At 32.8% G+C, this 21,699-nt stretch carries 16 protein-coding genes and 2 tRNA genes; 13 read left to right on the forward strand and 5 right to left on the reverse strand.

The genetic code is table 11. From position 1 onward, the window contains the following. Positions 1 to 10 precede the first annotated feature (10 nt). The 12 genes from ACW9UN_RS02130 to ACW9UN_RS02185 all read left to right on the forward strand — a co-directional run bounded on the left by ACW9UN_RS02130 (position 11) and on the right by ACW9UN_RS02185 (position 13,288). Positions 11 to 83: transfer RNA gene (locus ACW9UN_RS02130), tRNA-Thr, on the forward strand. 62 nt (positions 84 to 145) lie between these two features. After that, entirely contained in the window at positions 146 to 1,333 is a 1,188-nt protein-coding gene (tuf, locus tag ACW9UN_RS02135; RefSeq protein WP_459483450.1) for an elongation factor Tu, read from the forward strand. 77 nt (positions 1,334 to 1,410) lie between these two features. Next, positions 1,411 to 1,483: transfer RNA gene (locus tag ACW9UN_RS02140), tRNA-Trp, on the forward strand. 17 nt (positions 1,484 to 1,500) lie between these two features. Beyond that, a complete protein-coding gene (secE, locus tag ACW9UN_RS02145; RefSeq protein WP_459483452.1) occupies positions 1,501 to 1,689 on the forward strand; it encodes a preprotein translocase subunit SecE in 189 nt (62 codons plus the stop codon). Positions 1,690 to 1,699: 10 nt separating this feature from the next. Next, positions 1,700 to 2,248, forward strand: coding sequence for a transcription termination/antitermination protein NusG (gene nusG, locus ACW9UN_RS02150; protein ID WP_459483453.1), 549 nt, complete (start codon positions 1,700 to 1,702; stop codon positions 2,246 to 2,248). A gap of 75 nt (positions 2,249 to 2,323) precedes the next feature. Then, positions 2,324 to 2,761, forward strand: a complete 438-nt coding sequence (rplK, locus tag ACW9UN_RS02155) for a 50S ribosomal protein L11 (protein ID WP_459483454.1) — start codon at positions 2,324 to 2,326, stop codon at positions 2,759 to 2,761. A 21-nt stretch (positions 2,762 to 2,782) separates the two neighbouring features. Beyond that, positions 2,783 to 3,472, forward strand: a complete 690-nt coding sequence (gene rplA / locus ACW9UN_RS02160; RefSeq protein ID WP_459483456.1) for a 50S ribosomal protein L1 — start codon at positions 2,783 to 2,785, stop codon at positions 3,470 to 3,472. A 19-nt stretch (positions 3,473 to 3,491) separates the two neighbouring features. Further along, on the forward strand, positions 3,492 to 4,013 hold the full coding sequence (rplJ, locus tag ACW9UN_RS02165; RefSeq protein ID WP_459483457.1) for a 50S ribosomal protein L10: 522 nt from the start codon (positions 3,492 to 3,494) through the stop codon (positions 4,011 to 4,013). A gap of 48 nt (positions 4,014 to 4,061) precedes the next feature. Then, positions 4,062 to 4,436 (forward strand): 50S ribosomal protein L7/L12, encoded by a 375-nt coding sequence (rplL, locus tag ACW9UN_RS02170; RefSeq protein WP_459483458.1) that lies wholly within the window; start codon positions 4,062 to 4,064, stop codon positions 4,434 to 4,436. 154 nt (positions 4,437 to 4,590) lie between these two features. Then, entirely contained in the window at positions 4,591 to 8,400 is a 3,810-nt protein-coding gene (rpoB, locus tag ACW9UN_RS02175; protein ID WP_459483460.1) for a DNA-directed RNA polymerase subunit beta, read from the forward strand. A gap of 103 nt (positions 8,401 to 8,503) precedes the next feature. After that, entirely contained in the window at positions 8,504 to 12,778 is a 4,275-nt protein-coding gene (gene rpoC / locus ACW9UN_RS02180) for a DNA-directed RNA polymerase subunit beta' (protein WP_459483462.1), read from the forward strand. Positions 12,779 to 12,976: 198 nt separating this feature from the next. Further along, the gene (locus ACW9UN_RS02185) at positions 12,977 to 13,288 is read left to right on the forward strand and encodes a DUF3467 domain-containing protein (protein WP_439132563.1); all 312 of its coding nucleotides are present in this window, start codon (positions 12,977 to 12,979) and stop codon (positions 13,286 to 13,288) included. Between the two features lie 158 nt (positions 13,289 to 13,446). On the opposite strand, the gene ACW9UN_RS02190 is transcribed toward ACW9UN_RS02185, so the two are convergent. Further along, the gene (locus ACW9UN_RS02190) at positions 13,447 to 14,181 is read right to left on the reverse strand and encodes a hypothetical protein (protein WP_459483464.1); all 735 of its coding nucleotides are present in this window, start codon (positions 14,179 to 14,181) and stop codon (positions 13,447 to 13,449) included. 183 nt (positions 14,182 to 14,364) lie between these two features. Between ACW9UN_RS02190 and ACW9UN_RS02195 the strand changes: the two genes are divergently transcribed. Then, positions 14,365 to 15,876: an NADP-dependent isocitrate dehydrogenase gene (locus ACW9UN_RS02195; protein ID WP_459483466.1), complete on the forward strand. Its 1,512-nt coding sequence runs from the start codon at positions 14,365 to 14,367 to the stop codon at positions 15,874 to 15,876. Positions 15,877 to 16,035: 159 nt separating this feature from the next. Here ACW9UN_RS02195 and ACW9UN_RS02200 read toward each other — a convergent pair whose 3' ends face one another. From ACW9UN_RS02200 to ACW9UN_RS02215, 4 genes are all read right to left on the reverse strand, one after another. Then, positions 16,036 to 16,839 (reverse strand): bacterial transcriptional activator domain-containing protein, encoded by an 804-nt coding sequence (locus ACW9UN_RS02200; RefSeq protein WP_459483468.1) that lies wholly within the window; start codon positions 16,837 to 16,839, stop codon positions 16,036 to 16,038. A gap of 74 nt (positions 16,840 to 16,913) precedes the next feature. Then, positions 16,914 to 17,426, reverse strand: coding sequence for a hypothetical protein (locus ACW9UN_RS02205; RefSeq protein WP_459483470.1), 513 nt, complete (start codon positions 17,424 to 17,426; stop codon positions 16,914 to 16,916). Between the two features lie 10 nt (positions 17,427 to 17,436). Continuing rightward, positions 17,437 to 18,438, reverse strand: coding sequence for an NAD(P)H-dependent glycerol-3-phosphate dehydrogenase (locus tag ACW9UN_RS02210; RefSeq protein ID WP_459483471.1), 1,002 nt, complete (start codon positions 18,436 to 18,438; stop codon positions 17,437 to 17,439). Positions 18,439 to 18,459: 21 nt separating this feature from the next. Next, positions 18,460 to 21,699 (reverse strand): HAD-IB family hydrolase, encoded by a 3,240-nt coding sequence (locus tag ACW9UN_RS02215; RefSeq protein WP_459483472.1) that lies wholly within the window; start codon positions 21,697 to 21,699, stop codon positions 18,460 to 18,462.

The following is a 21,699-nucleotide window of genomic DNA, read 5'->3' on the forward strand; positions in this document are numbered from 1 at the left end:
ATCCAACAAAGCCGGTGTAGCTCAGTTGGTAGAGCGCATCCTTGGTAGGGATGAGGTCACGGGTTCAAATCCCGTCATTGGCTCATAATAATTTGTATTATTAGACACTAAATATATTTAAACTAAAGAATTAAAATCAATAATTATGGCAAAAGGAACTTTTGACCGTTCGAAACCACACTTAAATATTGGTACAATCGGACACGTAGATCACGGTAAAACAACTTTAACTGCGGCTATTACTAAAGTATTAGCTGATGCAGGATTCTCTGAAGCTAGATCTTTTGATCAGATTGATAATGCACCAGAAGAAAAAGAAAGAGGTATTACAATTAATACTTCTCACGTAGAGTATCAGACTGCTAATCGTCACTATGCTCACGTTGACTGTCCAGGTCACGCGGATTATGTAAAGAACATGGTTACAGGTGCTGCTCAAATGGATGGTGCTATTTTAGTTGTTGCTGCTACTGATGGACCAATGCCACAGACTAGAGAGCACATTTTATTAGGTCGTCAGGTAGGTATTCCACGTATTGTTGTTTTCTTAAACAAAGTGGATATGGTTGATGATGAGGAGCTTTTAGAGTTGGTTGATATGGAGGTTAGAGAGTTGTTGTCTTTCTATGAATATGATGGTGATGAAGGGCCAGTAGTATCTGGTTCTGCTTTGGGTGCTTTAAATGGTGAGCAAAAATGGGTTGATACAGTTTTAGAATTAATGGAAGCTGTTGATAACTGGATTGAAGAGCCAACTCGTGAAGTTGATAAAGATTTCTTAATGCCTATTGAAGATGTATTTTCTATTACTGGTCGTGGAACTGTAGCTACAGGGCGTATTGAAACTGGAATAGCTAATACAGGTGATTCAGTAGATATCATTGGTATGGGAGCTGAGAAATTATCTTCTACCATTACAGGAATCGAGATGTTCCGTCAAATATTAGATAGAGGTGAAGCTGGAGACAATGCAGGTATTTTGTTAAGAGGTATAGCTAAGGAAGATATTAAAAGAGGTATGGTAATTTGTAAGCCAGGTTCAGTAACTCCACACGCTAAATTTAAGGCAGAAGTATATGTTCTTAAAAAAGAAGAAGGTGGTCGTCACACTCCATTCCATAACAATTACCGTCCTCAGTTTTATGTAAGAACAACTGATGTTACAGGTACTATTAATTTACCAGAAGGTGTAGAAATGGTAATGCCTGGTGATAACTTAACAATAACTGTTGACTTAATTCAGCCAATTGCATTGAATGTAGGTTTACGTTTTGCAATCCGTGAAGGTGGTAGAACAGTTGGTGCAGGTCAGGTAACTGAATTATTAGACTAATATTTTTATTAGTTTTATAAATAATATTTAAAAAGGGTGTCACGCTTTAGGCGTGACGCCTTTATCAATAAATATAAACGGGTTTAGCTCAGTTGGTAGAGCACTGGTCTCCAAAACCAGTTGTCGGGAGTTCGAGCCTCTCAACCCGTGCAAATAAAATAAGTAAGATGAACTTCATACAATACATCAAAGATTCTTTTGAGGAATTAAGCAATCACGTAACGTGGATATCTAAAGAAGACGCTCAGAAAACAACAGTTACTGTGGCGGTTTTTACTATTATATTCGCTTTAGCGGTAGCTGGTATTGATTATGTATTCCAAACTGGATTAGATAACTTTTTCAAATTATTTTAAGAATTAAATTATGGCTGATTCAGTAATGAAATGGTATGTTGTAAGAGCCATTGGAGGACAAGAAAATAAAGTTAAATCTTATATTGAAACAGAAATCAACAGAGTGGGGCTGTCAGATTATGTAAGTCAAGTGATAGTACCTACAGAAAAAGTAGTTCAGATAAGAAACGGAAAAAAAGTTAATAGAGAAAGAGTATATTTTCCAGGGTATATTATGGTAGAGGCTAACCTTTCAGGTGAAGTTCCTCACGTAATCAAATCCATTACTGGTGTTATCGGTTTTCTTGGTGAAACTAAGGGGGGAGATCCGGTTCCAATGAGAAAGTCTGAGGTAAATCGAATGTTAGGTAAAGTAGATGAGCTTTCTGTTCAAGATGAAAATATAGCAATTCCATTTAATACTGGCGAAACAGTAAAGGTTGTTGATGGTCCATTTAACGGATTTGATGGTACTATTGAAAAAGTTAATGAAGAAAAGCGTAAACTTGAGGTGATGGTTAAGATCTTTGGAAGAAAAACTCCATTGGAATTGAGCTACATGCAAGTAGAAAAAATTTAATATAATTGTTACACAAGTATATAACGATTTGTTTTTGAGCTTCCAACAATAAAACAAATCACTAAACATTTTATAATGGCAAAAGAAGTTAGTAAAGTAGTTAAATTACAAGTTAAGGGAGGCGCAGCGAATCCATCGCCGCCGGTTGGACCTGCTTTAGGAGCTGCTGGTGTTAACATTATGGAGTTTTGTAAACAGTTCAATGCAAGAACACAAGATAAACAAGGTAAGGTATTGCCTGTTGTCATAACTGTTTTCAAAGACAAATCGTTTGATTTTGTTATAAAAACTCCTCCTGCAGCAGTTCAGTTACTAGAAGCAGCCAAAATTAAAAAAGGTTCAGGAGAACCAAATAGAAAGAAAGTAGCATCAGTTACATGGGATCAAATTAAGGTGATTGCAGAAGATAAAATGGCAGATTTAAATGCTTTTGAAGTATCTTCGGCAATGAGAATGATTGCAGGTACAGCACGTTCTATGGGTTTAACAGTAAAAGGTGATGCACCAGCATAAACTTTATAAAAAAGTAGTTAGATGGCAAAATTAACAAAAAAGCAAAAAGAAGCGCATGCTAAGGTTGATAAAACTCAATCTTATGATTTAGCAGCAGCTTCAGCGCTAGTCAAAGATATTACTAATGTAAAGTTTGATGCATCAGTAGATATCGCAATACGTTTGGGTGTAGATCCACGTAAGGCAAACCAAATGGTTAGAGGGGTAGTAACATTACCTCATGGTACAGGTAAAGATGTAAAAGTTTTAGCATTAGTTACACCAGATAAAGAAGCAGAAGCTAAAGCAGCTGGAGCTGATTATGTAGGTTTAGACGAGTATCTTCAAAAAATTAAAGGAGGTTGGACAGATGTAGATGTAATTATCACTATGCCAAGTGTTATGGGTAAATTAGGTCCTTTAGGTAGAATTTTAGGTCCTAGAGGTTTAATGCCAAATCCAAAAACAGGTACAGTAACAATGGATGTCTCCAAAGCGGTTCAAGATGTAAAAGCTGGTAAAATAGACTTTAAGGTTGATAAAACTGGTATTGTTCATGCAGCAATTGGTAAGGTGTCTTTCGATGCTCAAAAAATTGAAGATAATGCAAACGAGTTAATACAAACAATTATTAAATTGAAACCTACAACAGCTAAAGGAACTTATGTAAAGAGTATCTTTATGTCAAGCACAATGAGTCCTAGTATTCCTGTTGAAGTTAAAACTGTTTAATACGTTAAAACTTAAAATTATGACCAGAGAAGACAAATCACAAGTAATAGAAGATTTAACAGCAGTATTAGCAGATACCAATACAGTATATTTAGCAGATATTTCAGGATTAGACGCAAAGACAACATCTAATTTAAGAAGAGCTTGTTTTAAAGCCGGAATTCAGTTATCTGTTGTTAAGAATACCTTATTAGAAAAAGCAATGGAAGCTTCGGATAAAGATTTCGGAGATTTACCATCAGTATTAAAAGGTAATACATCTATGATGATTTCTGAAGCAGCAAATGCTCCAGCTAAATTAATCAAAGAATTCAGAAAAAAAGTAAAAGACAGACCAATTTTAAAAGGTGCTTTTGCAGAAGAGTCTGTATATATTGGAGATGATCAGTTAGACGCTCTTGTAGATATCAAATCTAGAGAAGAATTGATTGGAGAAATCGTTGGATTATTACAATCACCAGCTAAGAATGTTATTTCAGCATTACAATCAGGTGGACAAACACTTTCAGGTATTATTAAAACTTTATCTGAAAAAGAATAAGCGCACAAATAAACTATTATAAAACAAAAATTTTAAAAAACAATTAAAATGGCAGAATTAAAAGATTTCGCAGAACAATTAGTTAACTTAACTGTAAAAGAAGTTAATGAATTAGCTACTATCTTAAAAGACGAATACGGAATTGAGCCAGCAGCAGCTGCAGTAGCAGTAGCAGGTCCAGCAGCAGGTGGTGAAGAGGCAGCAGAAGAGCAGACAGAATTTGATGTAATCTTAAAAGCAGCAGGAGGTTCTAAATTAGCGGTTGTAAAATTAGTTAAAGAATTAACTGGTTTAGGATTAAAAGATGCTAAAGGTATCGTTGATAGTGCACCAGCACCAATCAAAGAAGGTGTTTCTAAAGATGAGGCAGAAGGTCTTAAAAAATCTTTAGAAGAAGCAGGAGCTGAGGTAGAGCTTAAGTAAGCTTTTACTTCTCGGTTATTGGATAAGATTCCGAAATCGAGAAAACAAATTTAGGTTTAGGTACTAAGAGTTTTAATTCTTAGGCCTAAACCATTTTGTGTATATATTCGTTCTTTATTTTAATTCAAGATTTTAATCAAAAAAATATTCTCTTTTGGCAACGAAAAACACTACTGAAAGAATCAACTTCGCAACTTCTCAAATGATTAAAGAATATCCTGATTTTTTGGATATTCAGGTAAAATCTTTCCAAGATTTTTTCCAACTTCAGACTAAGGCAGAAGAAAGAGGCGAAGAAGGTTTGTACAAAACCTTCATGGATAACTTTCCTATTACAGATACAAGAAATCAGTTTGTATTAGAATTTTTAGACTACTTTGTAGATCCACCTAGATATTCAATTCAAGAATGTATCGAAAGAGGTCTTACACACAGTGTGCCTTTAAAAGCACGTCTTAAACTGTATTGTACTGATCCAGAACACGAAGATTTCGAAACTATTGTACAAGATGTATATCTTGGTACAATTCCTTATATGACAAATTCTGGAACCTTTGTAATCAATGGTGCAGAACGTGTGGTAGTTTCTCAATTACACAGATCACCTGGTGTATTTTTTGGACAATCTTTCCACGCAAATGGTACAAAATTGTATTCAGCAAGAGTAATTCCTTTCAAAGGCTCATGGATAGAATTTGCCACAGATATCAATCAAGTAATGTATGCTTATATTGATAGAAAGAAAAAATTACCTGTAACTACTTTATTCAGAGCCATTGGTTTTGAAAGAGATAAAGATATTTTAGAAATTTTTGATTTAGCAGAAGAAGTAAAAGTTTCTAAAGCAGGATTAAAAAAAGTATTAGGTAGAAAACTTGCTGCAAGAGTATTAAAAACTTGGTTTGAGGACTTTGTAGATGAAGATACTGGAGAAGTAGTTTCTATTGAAAGAAATGAAATTGTTTTAGATAGAGATACAGTTTTAGATAAAGAACATATTGATGAAATAATAGAAGCAGGTACTAAAACCATTTTACTTCATAAAGAAGATAATGAAATGGCAGATTATGCTATTATTCACAATACATTACAAAAAGATCCTACTAACTCAGAAAAAGAAGCGGTAGAACATATTTATAGACAATTACGTAATGCAGAACCACCAGATGAGGAAACTGCAAGAGGAATTATAGATAAGTTATTCTTCTCAGAGCAACGTTATAATTTAGGAGAAGTTGGACGTTTTAGAATGAACACCAAACTTCAGTTAGACGTTGATATGGATCAAAAAGTCTTAACAAAGTTAGATATTATAACTATTATTAAATATTTAATTGAGTTAATCAATTCTAAAGCAGAAGTTGATGATATCGATCACTTATCTAATAGACGTGTAAGAACTGTTGGTGAACAACTAGCAGGTCAGTTTGGTGTTGGTTTAGCACGTATGGCTAGAACTATTCGTGAGCGTATGAATGTACGTGACAATGAGGTATTTACTCCAATAGATTTGATTAATGCAAAAACATTATCATCTGTAATCAATTCTTTCTTTGGTACCAACCAATTATCTCAGTTTATGGATCAAACCAATCCATTAGCAGAGATTACACATAAGCGTAGATTATCTGCACTTGGGCCAGGTGGTTTATCTAGAGAAAGAGCAGGTTTCGAGGTACGTGATGTTCACTATACTCACTATGGCCGTTTATGTCCTATTGAAACTCCTGAAGGACCTAATATTGGTCTAATCTCTTCACTTTCTGTTTTTGCAAAAGTGAATAACTTAGGATTTATAGAAACTCCTTATAGAAAAGTTGATAACGGAATTGTAGCAAAAGACGAACCAACTTATTTAAGTGCTGAAGAAGAGGAAGGTATGAAATTTGCCCAATCTAACTTAGAATTAAATGAAGATGGTAGTTTTGTAACAGATAGAGTTATTGCTCGTGAAGAAGGCGATTTCCCTGTGGTTAGCCCAGATGCAATTGATTATATGGATGTTGCTCCAAATCAAATAGCTTCTATTTCTGCATCCTTAATTCCTTTCTTAGAACATGATGATGCCAACCGTGCATTAATGGGATCGAATATGATGCGTCAAGCAGTTCCTTTATTACGTCCAGAATCTCCAATTGTAGGTACTGGTTTAGAACGTAGAGTTGCAAAAGATTCTAGAATCTTAATCAATGCAGAAGGAGCAGGAGTAGTAACTTATGTAGATGCTAATAAAATTACAATTAAGTACGATAGAACAGAAGAAGAAAAAATGGTAAGTTTTGATTCTGATGAAACATCTTATAACTTAATTAAATTTAGAAAAACCAACCAAGGTACATCTATCAATCTAAAACCTATTGTAGAAAAAGGTGATAGAGTAGAAGAAGGACAAGTACTTTGTGAAGGGTATGCAACACAAAAAGGAGAATTAGCTTTAGGTAGAAATATGAAAGTAGCCTTTATGCCTTGGAAAGGGTATAACTTTGAGGATGCAATTGTAATTTCTGAAAAAGTAGTTCGCGAAGATATTTTTACATCTATTCATATTGATGAGTATTCTTTAGACGTAAGAGATACAAAATTAGGAACTGAAGAGTTAACTAACGATATTCCTAACGTTTCTGAAGAAGCTACCAAAGATTTAGATGAAAATGGAATGATTAGAATTGGAGCAGAAGTAAATCCTGGTGATATCTTAATTGGTAAAATTACACCAAAAGGAGAATCTGATCCAACTCCAGAAGAAAAATTATTACGTGCCATTTTTGGTGATAAAGCAGGTGATGTAAAAGACGCATCATTAAAAGCTTCTCCATCATTAAGAGGTGTAGTAATTGATAAAAAATTATTTAGAAGAGCCGTAAAAGATAAAAATAAGAGATTAAGAGATAAAGAAGCTGTAGCTACTTTAGAGCAATCTTTTGTTTCTAAATTCGAAAGCTTAAAAGACGAATTAATAGAGAAATTATTCACTTTAATTAGTGGAAAAACTTCTCAAGGAGTTTATAACGATTTAGGTGAAGAAGTTTTACCAAAAGGTAAAAAATACACTTTAAAAATGTTAAACTCTGTTGATGATTATGTTCACTTAACAGGGTCTTGGACAACAGATAGCGACTTAAATAATTTAGTTGGTGAATTAGTACACAACTATAAAATTAAAGTAAATGACTTACAAGGTAATTTACGTCGTCAAAAATTTACAATTTCAGTAGGAGATGAATTACCTGCAGGAATTTTAAAATTAGCCAAAGTTTATATTGCCAAAAAACGTAAGTTAAAAGTAGGTGATAAAATGGCAGGTCGTCATGGAAATAAAGGTATTGTAGCTCGTATTGTAAGAGCAGAAGATATGCCTTTCTTAGAAGACGGAACTCCAGTAGATATCGTATTAAATCCATTAGGTGTACCTTCTCGTATGAACATTGGTCAGATTTATGAAACTGTTCTTGGTTGGGCAGGTCAAAAATTAGATACTAAATATGCTACACCAATTTTTGATGGTGCATCTTTAGACCAAATTAATGCAATTACAGATTCAGCGGGTGTACCAAGATTTGGACATACTTATTTATATGATGGTGGAACAGGAAAACGTTTCGATCAACCAGCAACAGTTGGTATCATCTATATGATTAAGTTAGGACACATGATCGAAGATAAAATGCACGCGCGTTCTATTGGACCATACTCTTTAATTACACAACAACCTTTAGGAGGTAAAGCACAATTTGGAGGTCAGCGTTTTGGAGAAATGGAAGTTTGGGCACTTGAGGCTTATGGAGCATCAAGCATTTTAAGAGAAATCTTAACTGTAAAATCTGATGATGTAATGGGTAGAGCCAAAACATACGAAAGTATTGTTAAAGGTGAAGCAATGCCAGAACCAGGTTTACCAGAATCGTTTAACGTATTAATGCACGAACTGAAAGGTTTAGGTTTAGACGTTAGATTAGAAGAATAATATTTTAATAGTGGGCAGTAAAGCAGTCTGCAGTTTGCAGTTAACTTTACGAAGTATTGCAAACTGAAGGCTGCCAACTGAAGACTGAAGACTATAAAAAGACATGGCAAGAAAACAAGAGAAGTACACTGTAAAAAAGTTTAATAAAATCTCAATTGGTTTATCATCACCAGAGGCTATTTTAGAAGTTTCTAGAGGCGAAGTTTTAAAACCTGAAACTATTAATTATCGTACTCACAAACCAGAAAGAGATGGTTTATTTTGTGAGCGAATTTTTGGTCCTGTAAAGGATTATGAATGTGCTTGTGGTAAGTACAAAAGAATACGTTACAAGGGTATTGTTTGTGATAGATGTGGTGTAGAAGTAACAGAAAAAAAAGTACGTAGAGATAGAGTAGGGCACATCAACTTGGTGGTGCCTGTAGCTCATATTTGGTATTTTAGATCATTACCTAACAAAATGGGATACCTTTTAGGTTTACCTTCTAAAAAGTTAGATATGATTATTTACTACGAAAGATACGTAGTAATTCAACCAGGTATTGCAAAAAATCCAGAAGGAGAGCCGTTACAAAAAATGGATTTCTTAACAGAAGAAGAATACTTGGATATTGTGGATGAATTACCACAAGACAATCAATATTTAGAAGATACAGACCCAAATAAGTTTATCGCTAAAATGGGTGCTGAGTGTTTAATTGATTTATTAGCGCGTATCGATTTAGATTCGTTATCTTTTGAATTAAGACACAAAGCCAACACAGAAACGTCTAAACAACGTAAAACTGAAGCATTAAAACGTTTAAATGTAGTTGAAGCATTTAAAGATTCTCAAAAAAATAGAGAAAACAATCCTGAGTGGATGATTATGAAGGCAATTCCGGTAATTCCACCAGAATTACGTCCTCTAGTTCCTTTAGATGGTGGTCGTTTTGCAACTTCAGATTTAAATGATTTATATAGAAGAGTTATTATCAGAAACAATCGTTTAAAAAGATTGGTTGAAATAAAAGCTCCAGAAGTCATTTTACGTAATGAAAAACGTATGTTACAAGAATCAGTAGATTCATTATTTGATAACACACGTAAATCATCAGCAGTAAAAACTGAATCTAACAGACCATTAAAATCTTTATCAGATTCGTTAAAAGGTAAACAAGGACGTTTCCGTCAAAACTTACTAGGTAAACGTGTAGATTATTCAGCACGTTCTGTAATTGTAGTTGGACCAGAAATGAAATTGTCTGAATGTGGATTGCCAAAAGATATGGCAGCAGAACTTTACAAGCCTTTTGTAATTAGAAAATTAATTGAAAGAGGAATTGTAAAAACTGTAAAATCTGCAAAGAAAATTATAGACAGAAAAGAACCAGTTGTTTGGGATATTTTAGAAAATGTAATTAAAGGGCACCCAGTTTTATTAAATAGGGCTCCTACTCTACACAGGTTAGGTATCCAAGCTTTTCAACCAAAATTAATTGAAGGAAAAGCAATTCAATTACACCCATTAGCATGTTCTGCATTTAATGCCGATTTTGATGGAGATCAAATGGCGGTTCACTTACCATTAGGGCCAGAGGCTATTTTAGAAGCGCAATTATTAATGTTAGCTTCTCACAATATCTTAAATCCTGCAAATGGTGCTCCAGTAACTGTACCTTCTCAGGATATGGTACTTGGTTTATACTACATGACCAAAGAAAGAATTTCTACTCCAGAAGTTCCTATTAAAGGAGAAGGATTAACTTTCTATTCACCAGAAGAAGTAACTATTGCTTTTAACGAAGAAAAAGTTGACTTAAATGCAGGTATTAAAGTAAGAACTCAAGATTTAGATGAAAATGGTGATCAAGTAACTAAAATCATTAAAACTACTGTAGGTAGAGTTTTATTTAACGAAAAAGTTCCTGCTGCTGCTGGTTATATTAATGAAGTATTAACTAAGAAAAACTTACGTGGAATTATTGGTGGTATTTTAAAAGCTACTGATATACCAACAACGGGTGCATTCTTAGATGAGATAAAAAACATGGGATATAAATTTGCCTTCCAAGGTGGTTTATCTTTCTCATTAGGAGATATTATTATCCCAGCAGAAAAGCAATCTATGATCGATGAAGCTAATAAAGAAGTGGACATGATTGTAGGGAACTATAATATGGGTATGTTAACGCAAAAAGAGCGTTACAATCAGGTAATTGATGTTTGGGGTTCTACCAACAACAGATTAACTGAGTTATCTATGAAACGTTTGCGTGAAGATCAACAAGGTTTTAACTCAGTATACATGATGCTAGATTCTGGTGCAAGGGGTTCTAAAGAGCAAATTCGTCAGTTAACAGGTATGCGTGGATTAATGGCAAAGCCTAAAAAATCTACAGCAGGTGGTGGAGAAATTATTGAAAACCCGATTCTTTCTAACTTTAAAGAAGGTTTATCAATTTTAGAATACTTTATCTCAACTCACGGTGCGCGTAAAGGTTTAGCAGATACCGCTTTAAAAACGGCAGATGCTGGTTACTTAACACGTAGATTGGTAGATGTATCTCAAGATGTTATCATTACAGAAGAAGATTGTGGTACATTAAGAGGATTAGAGGTAACTCCTTTAAAGAAAAACGACGAAATAGTTGAGTCTATTGCAGACAGAATAGAAGGTCGTATTTCTTTACAAGATGTATACCATCCAATAACAGAAGAAGTTATTGTTAAAGCAAATCAATCTATCACATCACAATTAGCAGAAGCAGTAGAAAAATCTGGTATTGATAGCGTAGAAGTAAGATCGGCTTTAACTTGTGAGTCTTCTAAAGGAATTTGTGCTAAATGTTATGGTTTAAGTTTATCAACTCGTAATAAAGTGCAAATTGGTGAAGCAGTAGGTGTAATTGCAGCACAATCTATTGGAGAACCTGGTACACAGTTAACATTACGTACATTCCACGTTGGTGGGGTTGCAGGTAACATATCCGAAGAAAATAAGTTAATTGCTAAATTTGATGGTAATGTAACAATAGATGATTTACGTACTGTAAAGGGTAAAGATAATGAAGGTAAAGAAGTTGATATTGTAATTTCTAGAACAGCTGAAATTAAAATTATTGATAATAAAACCGGAATTACACAGAGTACAAATATTATACCTTATGGTTCTATTATTTTTGATAAAGATAGAAAGACCATCAAAAAAGGAGATGTTATTGTACAATGGGATCCATTTAATGGTGTTATAGTTTCTGAATTTGCGGGTAAAGTTAAGTTTGATAACTTAACACAGGGTATGAACTACTCTGTTGAAATTGATGAACAAACCGGTTTCCAAGAAAAAGTTATCACAGATTCTAAGAATAAAAAAATCATTGCTTCTTTAATTATTGAAGATGAAGATGGTAATGCATTACGTTCGTACAGTTTACCTGTTGGTGCACATTTAATGGTTGATGATGGAGACGCTGTTGAAAGTGGTAAAACATTAGTGAAAATTCCTAGAAAATCAGGTAAAGCAGGTGATATTACAGGAGGTTTACCACGTGTAACAGAACTATTTGAAGCACGTAACCCTTCTAATCCATCTGTTGTATCTGAAATAGATGGTGTAGTTTCTTTTGGGAAAATTAAGCGAGGTAATAGAGAAATTATTGTTGAGTCTAAAACTGGGGATATTAAAAAGTATTTAGTAAAACTTTCTAACCAGATTTTAGTTCAAGAAAACGACTTTATCAAAGCGGGTATGCCATTATCGGATGGAGCTACAACTCCTTCTGATATTTTAAGAATTAAAGGGCCATCTGCAGTACAGCAATACTTAGTAAACGAAATTCAAGAAGTATATCGTTTACAGGGTGTAAAAATTAACGATAAGCATTTTGAAGTTGTTGTGCGTCAAATGATGCGTAAAGTGAAAATTATAGATTCTGGAGATACTTTATTCCTAGAAAACCAATTGATCCATAAAACTGATTTTATAGAAGAAAATGATAAAATCTATGGAATGAAGGTTGTTGAAGATGCTGGAGATTCAGAGAGTTTAAAAGCGGGGCAAATTATTTCTGCACGTAGATTAAGAGATGAAAATTCTTTGTTAAGAAGAAATGATCAAAACTTGGTAGAAGCTAGAGATGCAAGACCTGCAACAGCAGAACAAGTTTTACAAGGTATTACAAGAGCATCATTACAAACAAAATCGTTTATTTCTGCAGCTTCTTTCCAAGAAACTACAAAAGTATTAAACGAAGCAGCTGTAAATGGTAAAGTAGATACCCTAGAAGGATTAAAAGAAAATGTAATTGTTGGTAAGAAAATACCAGCAGGTACAGGTATGAGAGCTTATGATAAAATTATTGTGGGACCTAAAGATGAGATAGAACAAAGTTTCTAACTTTCTATAAAGTACCATTGAGAACGAAGTGAAACAGTTTGTTTTTGTAATAACAATTTTTAATTTGTTCTCATAATACAATTTTCATTTAAAAGTTGAATTGTTTACAGTATCTTTATTGTATTCAATTCAACTTTTTTACTTTTACAACGTTATCCAATTCAATGGTTATCCAAATCAATAAAACACCTTAAAATTATGGAAGAAAATCAAAATAAAGACGGACAGTTAAATATTGAGTTAGATCAAGAAATAGCAGAAGGAACCTATTCTAACCTAGCAATTATCAATCACTCTATGTCTGAGTTCATTGTAGATTTTATCAATATTATGCCTGGTGTACCAAAGGCAAAAGTAAAATCTAGAATTATATTAACACCACAGCATGCAAAAAGACTAACAAAAGCTTTAGCTGATAATGTTCGCAAATTTGAACAACAGCATGGAGAGATAAAAGATTACGAACAACCACCAATTCCAATGAATTTTGGACCGACAGGTCAGGCTTAAAACAATAAGGCTGCTTAAAATGTGTAAAAAAATCTTATTTTAATCATTATAGAAAAAATTATTTACTGTAATTTAATACTATAGATTTTTGCTATTTCAATTAAAATGATCATCCAATCAACGTTTTAAACAGCCTCTTTTTTACTTATAAGGAGTAATTATTTTAAAGATTCATATTCTGAAATTCCTAAATTGTTTTCAACCAAATACATTTCAGGTTTACCCACTACAAATCCTAAATTTACACCACATCTAACAAAATATTCTTGCCCTTTTGCAATATTTAAAATAACAGATGTTTTAGATTCTGTTACACCCCAAAATTCATATCTCCCGAATTTTGTAATTTTATGTGTAAATTTTTCTCCATTCCTTACCCTACCAATAATACTATCATTATTCATTCTTACTTTGTACCCAATTAATGACCCCATGTAGTTTTTAGGTCTATAAAAATGCACCAATGCATAATCTGAATTTGCTGGTAGTCTTGATTGGTTTTTTAAGTGCATTTTCTTAGTAAAGTTAGCTATAACATCAGCATTTATATTTCTAAATAATTTAGCTTTTATTCTATAGCAGGTACTACCAAAATTAGGTTTTTTAATTTCAGTGATATACACAAGGTTAGCACCCGAATTTTGTGCAGTTTTTTTAGCTTCGTCTATCACTTTTGTATACCCACAATCTGTGGAAAAGCCAGAATCACCAATTTTTAAATCTCCTATAAAATCAGATCCTTCAGGGATTTTTTCATTCATTTCTATAACAAATACATTAGTTTTTTCAGGTAGTGGAGTATAATTGTTATTTGCTAGTTGGGTTCTAATTTTTGGCGAGCACGACTTTAATACTATCAAAAGTAATAGAAGAGGTAATATTTTCTTTTTCATTTTAAAAAACTAATTATTGTTTGTTTTTGATGATTGTTCTGTAAAAATATTGTTTTTTCATAATCGTAATGCCTTAAATAAAAGTTTAAACATTAAAAAAAATTATGTTTACTATAAAAAACATAAATAAAAATATATGAATTAAATTTTAGAGATTTGTGTAAACTTAAAAAGATCATTACAATGGAAAATATTAAAACTCAAGAACAATCTAAAAAAATCAGCGATAATCAAATAACAAAAGTGGCAGTGGCTTATGGAGATGGAATAGGGCCAGAAATTATGGAAGCTACTTTAAGAATTTTAGATGCTGCAGGTGCAAAAATACAACCAGAAAAAATTGAAGTAGGAGAACAAGTTTATAGATCTGGAAACTCAGCAGGTATCGAAAAAAGTGCTTGGGAAATTATCAATAAAAACAAATTAATCTTAAAAGCACCAATTACCACTCCACAAGGTAAAGGCTACAAAAGTTTAAATGTAACCTTACGTAAATCTTTAGGATTATTTGCCAATGTAAGACCAGTTACAGCATATTCACCTTATGTAAAAACAAATTTTTCAGAAATGGATGTAGTAATTGTTAGAGAAAATGAAGAAGATTTATATGCGGGTATTGAGCATCAACAAACACAAGATGTAGTACAGTGTTTAAAATTAATTACAAGACCAGGTTGTGAAAAAATTGTGAGATATGCTTTTGAATATGCCAAAGCTTATGGACGTAAAAAAGTAACTTGTATGGTAAAAGACAACATTATGAAGCTTACAGATGGTTTGTTTCATAAGGTCTTTCAAGAAATTGCATTAGAGTATCCAGAAATAGAAAGTAATTCTCAAATTATAGATATCGGTTCTGCACGTTTAGCCGCAAATCCAGAAAACTATGATGTTATTGTAACGTCAAATTTATATGGAGATATTATTTCTGATATCGCAGCTGAAATTGCAGGTTCTGTAGGTATGGCTGGTTCTGCAAATATAGGTACTAATGTTGCCATGTTCGAAGCCATTCATGGTTCTGCTCCAGATATTGCTGGTCAAAAAATTGCAAATCCATCTGGACTTTTAAACGCTGCAATAATGTTACTTTCTCATGTTGGTAAAACTAAAATTGCTGATACTATTAAAAATGCTTGGTTAACAACTTTAGAGCAAGGTTACCATACAGCAGATGTGTATCAAGAAGCTATTACTAGAGAAATTGTTTCTACAAGTGAATTTGCAAATAGAATTATCGATAATTTAGGAAAATTACCCAAAAAATTACCCAAAAGTAATTTAGCTTCTGGAAATGGAAAAATTACTATTCCAAAGTATAAGAGAAAAGAAGAAAAACAAGTTTTAGTAGGTGTAGATATTTTTATCAACTGGAAAGGTAATAATCCAAGCGTAATTGGTGATGCTTTAAATAGTATCAAATCTTTTAAAATGAAATTAAAGATGATAACCAATAGAGGTGTAAAAGTATATCCAGAAGGGATGAAAGAAACGTATTGTACAGACCACTGGAGGTGTAGATTTGTAGATGTTGATGCTAAAATTGACGGAAATAAAGTATATAATCCTATTGATTTTGAAAAAGTAATTGCTTTACAGTCAAAATTATATAACGAAGGCTTCGAAATTATAAAAACCGAAAATCTTTATGAATTTGATGGAAAAAGAGCATTTTCACTAGGACAAGGAGAGTAGAAATAGTGCTAGTTAGAAGTAAAGTAGTAAAGTAAAAGCCTTTTTGAAAAGTATAAAAACTTACCATTTCTGCTGTAGTGGAGAAATCTTAATTTGTGAGCTAGGTTTTTCTATTACAGCCGAAATTATAAATATCAAAATTTAATTTGAAACTTGTTTCTAGTTAATATTTTCTATTTTTTGTAATAATTTCTTAGTTTGAGGTAAAGGAGAAATTCCATATTCTTCCTCTAAAATAATAGCACATTTCATATACGTTTTTATGGCTTGAGGACGATTTCCTTTTGCAATATAGGCTTGCATTTGTATTCTATATGCATCTTCCCAAGCACTGTCAATATGCAATGCATTTTGTGCCAAACGAATACTTTCTAACGGATTTTCATCAATCAAAATTTCTGCTAATGTGATATAAGCTCCTAAAATTAAGAGTTGCGATTTTTCTCTTTCTTCGGATGTCCAATCTTCATAAATACGATTGGGCAAATAAGAACCTTTGTACAATTCTATGGCATTTAGATAAGCTTGTTTTGCTACTTCATTATCGTTGCCAAAAGTTTGATTTCCAATGATGATATATTTTTCCAATACCTCCACATCAATCCAAACTTTTTCTAAATCAATTTGATAACAGACTCCTTGTCTGATTACGTAAATGGGCTCAGTGCGTGAAGGTCTATTGGGTTCAAGCACTTTATGAATTCCGTGCAAAGCCACTTTAAAATCTCGATCGTTCCAATCTTCCCAAAGATTGTCCATAATTTTTTCTTTATGTAGTGCATTTTTCTGACGATGAGAAATTAAGTATTGTAGCAGTTGAATGGTTTTATCTCGTCCCCATTCTTTATTTTCTATTTTTTGCCCATTTCTCCAAGCGCGAAAGTTTCCAAGAGTTTCTATACGAATATTCGCAGTTGTCTTAAAATCATCAAGTTCTTTTAATTCTTGGAGTAGACTTAACATAAAAAAGTAGCGTTTTCAATTTAGTTAAAGCTTTCAGGTTTATAAAAACCTTAAAGTTCTTGAGTAGTTAAACTTTATGATTTATTGATATGATCAACTTTATTAGTTAGTTTTTGGATTTGATCAGCCAGACTTTCAATCTGATTCTGGATTTTATTAAAGTCCGATCTAGAGGCATTTCGCCACTCATTTATGTGTACTTTCTCAGAAATTTCATCACCAATTATGGTAATTTTATCTTGTAGTTCTTCGTGTAAATGAGATAATTGTTTTTTGGGGTCTTTAATAGTATCGCGAATAACTTTTGGTCCTATGTCTTTAATAGTTTTCCACATCGACAAACTTTTGTATAAAATATTTTCTTGTTTTGCAGAAGACTCATGCTTTGTGGCTTCTTCTGTTAATTCAGCCAATTTACTTTGCATAAAAATAAGCGCATCATTAAAATCTGAAAATCGTTTTTCATCACCATCTTGTACGTGTGTAATTTTACCACGCCATTGTATTTTAGATTCGTTATTTTCTTCAAAAATTTGTTGATTAAAACGCACAATAAAAGAAGCGTTTTGTTCTTGTTTTTTTATCATTTTTTAAATTTTAACCAGGCTCTTTTTCAGAACCTACTTCATATTTTAATAAGCCTTTAAATGCATCATTAATTGTGTTTCCTTTGTATAAAACCTTATAAATCTCTTCAGAAATTGGCATATCTACATCGTACTCTTTAGCCAGTTGCATCACTACTTTTGCAGTTTTTACTCCTTCAGCAACTTCATCCATTTCATTAATAATTTGATCTAAACTTTTTCCTCTACCCAATTGAAAACCAACATGGTGATTTCTACTTTTTGATGAAGAACAAGTTGCAACTAAATCTCCCATTCCTGCTAAGCCAGAAAACGTACTTTTTTTACCTCCCATTGCAATTCCTAGTCTGGTGAGTTCAGCCAAACCTCTTGTAATTATGGCAGCACGAGTATTATCACCTGCATTTGCACCATCACCCATACCAGCAGCAATGGCAATAATATTTTTTAAAGCACCACCCAATTCGCAACCAATTACATCAGTATTGGTATATACTCTAAATAAACCTGAACTAAATATAGGTTGTAATTTTGTTCCAATTGTTTTATCAACCATAGCAATAACAGCTGCAGCTGCACTGCCAGAATGGATTTCTTTTGCCAAATTTGGGCCTGTTAACACTCCAGCAGGATGACCAGGCATCAGCTCTTCAATTATTTCGGTCATTCGCATTTTTGTACTCATTTCAAGACCTTTTGCTAAATTTATGATGGGAACCCAAGGTCTAATATGAGGTTTTGCTTCTTCCAAAACTTGACGCATATTTTGAGATGGAATTCCTAAAACAATAACATCTGCATTTTGTACAGTTTCTTTTATGGAATTTGAAGCGACAAGCGTTTCTGTAAGTTGGGCATCAGGTAAATATTTTTGATTGGTGTGATGCTGATTGATCTCATCAACCGTATGTTGGTTTCTTGCCCAAATAATGGTATCTGTATTTTTTGCAGTTAATGAAGCAACTGTTGTTCCCCAAGAACCACCACCCAACAATCCTACTTGTAGTTTCATTTTTTTTTTGATTTATGGTGATTAACTCTCTAACTCTTTTACATACAAATTTCGAACTTCTTCAATATATGTATTTAAATGTTTTGGCTTCCATTCAGAAGTATCTACAGGATCTAAAACCACAACTTCAATATGCGTTGGCTTAAAGATTTTACTACCTTTTGGCATGGCCATATATGCGTTTTTAATTACTATTGGAACAATGGGTACACCAGCTTTCATGGCCAAATGGAAAGCCCCTTTTTTGAATTTCCCTAATTTTTTACTTCCACTTCGTGTTCCTTCAGGAGCTATGGCTACAGAAGTCCCGTTTTTAATGACTTCAGCTGCTTGCTGCATAGAAGCTATAGCTTTCTTTTTGTTAGATCTATCTATAAAAATAGCGCCCATGGCTTTAAATATTGGTCCAAAAGGAGTGAGTTCTAATTCTTTTTTTGCAATTCCTGTAACGTCTTTTTTTAATAATTTTAAGATTACGAAAAAATCGGCAGAAGATTGATGATTAAAACAGAAAACAGCAGGTCTGTGATCTACTAAATTCTGTTTATTTTTTACATTAATATCTAAACCTGCAAGTCTAGTTCCTAAGTCTCCAATACTCTCAATAGTGGTATTGATACCCTCTTTTTGAGACATTGATAATACTCCTTTTACGATTCCTTTTAATGCTGACGGATACAAACTTGCAGCTGCCAAACCAGTTCTTAAGCCATTGACTAAAGGCTTTTTTGTGTTGACTTTAAAGCGCAAAATTTTCCAATCGTTTTCAAAAGCTAGTTGAGATAATTTATTATCAGGATTTGTAGCAATAGGTTTTCCTACAATTTCTAATAACGGATAATCATCAATACTATCCGTATAAAAGAAACTTTTTGATAAATCGATATTATTAGCTTTGGCAAATCTACGACCAGCGCTGGCTTTCCCCTCAGACCAACACATTTCAGAAATAATACCAGTGAATTTTCCTTTTTTCACTTCCATTTCTGTACAGTAAATATCTTTGATACCTAACTCATCTGCAATGGGTTTTACTTGATAACGAGTGGCTGCAGAAATGATAACTACTTGATGCCCTTTTTCTAAATGTGATTTGATTAAAGTTTTAGATTCGGGATAAATAGTGGAAGCCAAATGGTCTTTAAAGATTTGCTTTCCTAAATCTGTAAACTGTTTTTCTTTGATGCCTTTTACGCCTAAAGCAGAAATTTTTGTTAAGATTTCAAAATCTCGATTTCCAATTGCACAAGCTATTAAGGTTACAAATTGAGATAATACTTCTTTAGGTGTTGATTTTCCGCTTAAAAATCTCGATTTCACAAATTGTTTTGCAGAGAAATCATTGATTAACGTTCTGTCTAAATCAAAAAAAGCAGCAATATGAGGTCCTTCTTCTTCATCTAAAACATCTTGAGTGATGCTTTCGATTTCTGCCCCTGGCACTTTTTCTTTTAGCTCATTTTTCTTTTTTGTTTTTTTAATGCTTTCAGATTCTAATTTTTGTAAGAAGTATAGTCGTTCTGTTAAATTGTCTAACAGTTCCATCCAAATATCCAATCGTTTGAAATCGATTTTATTATCAATAGGAACTAATTTGCTGTTTTTAGCCAATCGTAAAGCACTAATTAGAAATGGTTTGGAAACACTGTCTAATCTACTGATTCTATTTTTCCAATGCAGTTCTTTTCCTTTAAATAAACACAGTTCAATGAATTCGGATTCGGAAAATTCATCCTCTAAATCCCAAGATTGTAATGTTTTACAAACTACTTTGTTGGCCTCTAAATAAATCAATAACAATCCTTTAGAAACAAATAATTCTTGTTTTGCAAGTAAACTTTCAACATTACCTTCAGAACTGTTGATAATTGTTCTCCAGTTTTTATCGAATAAATTCAATTCGGCTTCAATTTCTGAACTAAATTGTGGTTTGTTGGTATAGAAAAATTCGAATTTAAATAAGTTACGCAAACGCATAATTTCTTCCCAAAAAGATAAAATTCGGTTTTCTTTTTCATCTTTGATTTTTACCAAAGTCATTTCTATAAAAGCTCTATGATACAAATGGGCAGATGCCATATTTGCATAATACGTTGCAGGTAAAAATTCGGATGCGCTTAACGTGTATTTGGTTTTGTAGCCTGCTTTATTTTTTTGAACAATACCTGAACTTTTTAATAAATTCAATGCTTTTTGTACTGAAGCACTTATGCTTTTTCCACGTTCTATCAACACATCATTTTTGCGTTGTTCAATGTAATTCATCAATTTAATTACACTGAATTCAATCTCACTTTTAGTCAAAGCAAAATTGTTCAATAATACGTTACAAACCAAAGAAACTGTGGTTACTGGTGTAATCATATTTGCCTTATGAATTAATTCAAAAGCAAAACGAGGTAAGGTATATTTATCAGAATAACTATCTTCATCGATATCAGGAATAATGGCATTATGATGTGCACTGGTGTCTACAGGTTCACCAAATCTTATTGCGGCTTTTCCATATTCGTTACCTAACTTTTTAAAGTATTTTACAAAGGCCTTTACATCTTCAGATTTCTTTTCTTTTCCTTTGCCTTCTTCTGTCATTTGCTTCACATCAGGAATCAAATCATACACAATAGAAACTGGTACATATTTAATATTTCTGGTGCTTTCTTTTTCACCTTCCATAATGTATTTCAAAATCCCCATTTGTGGATAGACGATTTTTCCTGTTCGTGAACGAGTACCCTCTATATTCCAAGTTAAATGATCTCCATTTTCTATCATACAAGAAATATAATGACGTAAAGCAGCTTTATAAATTCGATTTTCTTTAAAACTTCTACGGATGAATATCAATCCTGAATTTTTACCCAATTGTTTAAAACCAGGAAATGCCAAATTGATGCCTCCAAATGTGTATGGAATTGGCATTCCATAACGTGCTAAAGTGGTTACGAGAACAACTGTGTCTAAATACGTTTTATGTGTTAAAATAAAGGCAACCGAATTTTGGCGCATTAATTTCATTAATTTTTTAATTTCTTGACGATCAATATCAATCTTGTTATTGTAGGCTTTAGACATCATAAATTGAAAGCCTTTTACAGATAACATATTGGCTATAGGATGTTGTTGCGAATACAATTCGTTGATATATTCCTCTCCTTTTTGTTGCACTTCAGTCAAATCCATAGCTTCTTCTTTGGCAATTGAAGAAAGCTTTTCTAAGAATTTAGGATGACTGATGATGTTTTTTAAATTGTGTTCCAT

This window comes from Polaribacter litoreus, assembly GCF_054584775.1.

Excerpts from the sequence above, each read along its gene's own strand:
- tuf (WP_459483450.1), top strand. The coding sequence starts at position 146 with ATGGCAAAAGGAACTTTTGACCGTTCGAAACCACACTTAAATATTGGT.
- secE (WP_459483452.1), top strand. The coding sequence starts at position 1,501 with ATGAACTTCATACAATACATCAAAGATTCTTTTGAGGAATTAAGCAAT.
- nusG (WP_459483453.1), top strand. The coding sequence starts at position 1,700 with ATGGCTGATTCAGTAATGAAATGGTATGTTGTAAGAGCCATTGGAGGA.
- rplK (WP_459483454.1), top strand. The coding sequence starts at position 2,324 with ATGGCAAAAGAAGTTAGTAAAGTAGTTAAATTACAAGTTAAGGGAGGC.
- rplA (WP_459483456.1), top strand. The coding sequence starts at position 2,783 with ATGGCAAAATTAACAAAAAAGCAAAAAGAAGCGCATGCTAAGGTTGAT.
- rplJ (WP_459483457.1), top strand. The coding sequence starts at position 3,492 with ATGACCAGAGAAGACAAATCACAAGTAATAGAAGATTTAACAGCAGTA.
- rplL (WP_459483458.1), top strand. The coding sequence starts at position 4,062 with ATGGCAGAATTAAAAGATTTCGCAGAACAATTAGTTAACTTAACTGTA.
- rpoC (WP_459483462.1), top strand. The coding sequence starts at position 8,504 with ATGGCAAGAAAACAAGAGAAGTACACTGTAAAAAAGTTTAATAAAATC.
- ACW9UN_RS02185 (WP_439132563.1), top strand. The coding sequence starts at position 12,977 with ATGGAAGAAAATCAAAATAAAGACGGACAGTTAAATATTGAGTTAGAT.
- ACW9UN_RS02190 (WP_459483464.1), bottom strand. The coding sequence starts at position 14,181 with ATGAAAAAGAAAATATTACCTCTTCTATTACTTTTGATAGTATTAAAG.
- ACW9UN_RS02195 (WP_459483466.1), top strand. The coding sequence starts at position 14,365 with ATGGAAAATATTAAAACTCAAGAACAATCTAAAAAAATCAGCGATAAT.
- ACW9UN_RS02200 (WP_459483468.1), bottom strand. The coding sequence starts at position 16,839 with ATGTTAAGTCTACTCCAAGAATTAAAAGAACTTGATGATTTTAAGACA.
- ACW9UN_RS02205 (WP_459483470.1), bottom strand. The coding sequence starts at position 17,426 with ATGATAAAAAAACAAGAACAAAACGCTTCTTTTATTGTGCGTTTTAAT.
- ACW9UN_RS02210 (WP_459483471.1), bottom strand. The coding sequence starts at position 18,438 with ATGAAACTACAAGTAGGATTGTTGGGTGGTGGTTCTTGGGGAACAACA.
- ACW9UN_RS02215 (WP_459483472.1), bottom strand. The coding sequence starts at position 21,699 with ATGGAACACAATTTAAAAAACATCATCAGTCATCCTAAATTCTTAGAA.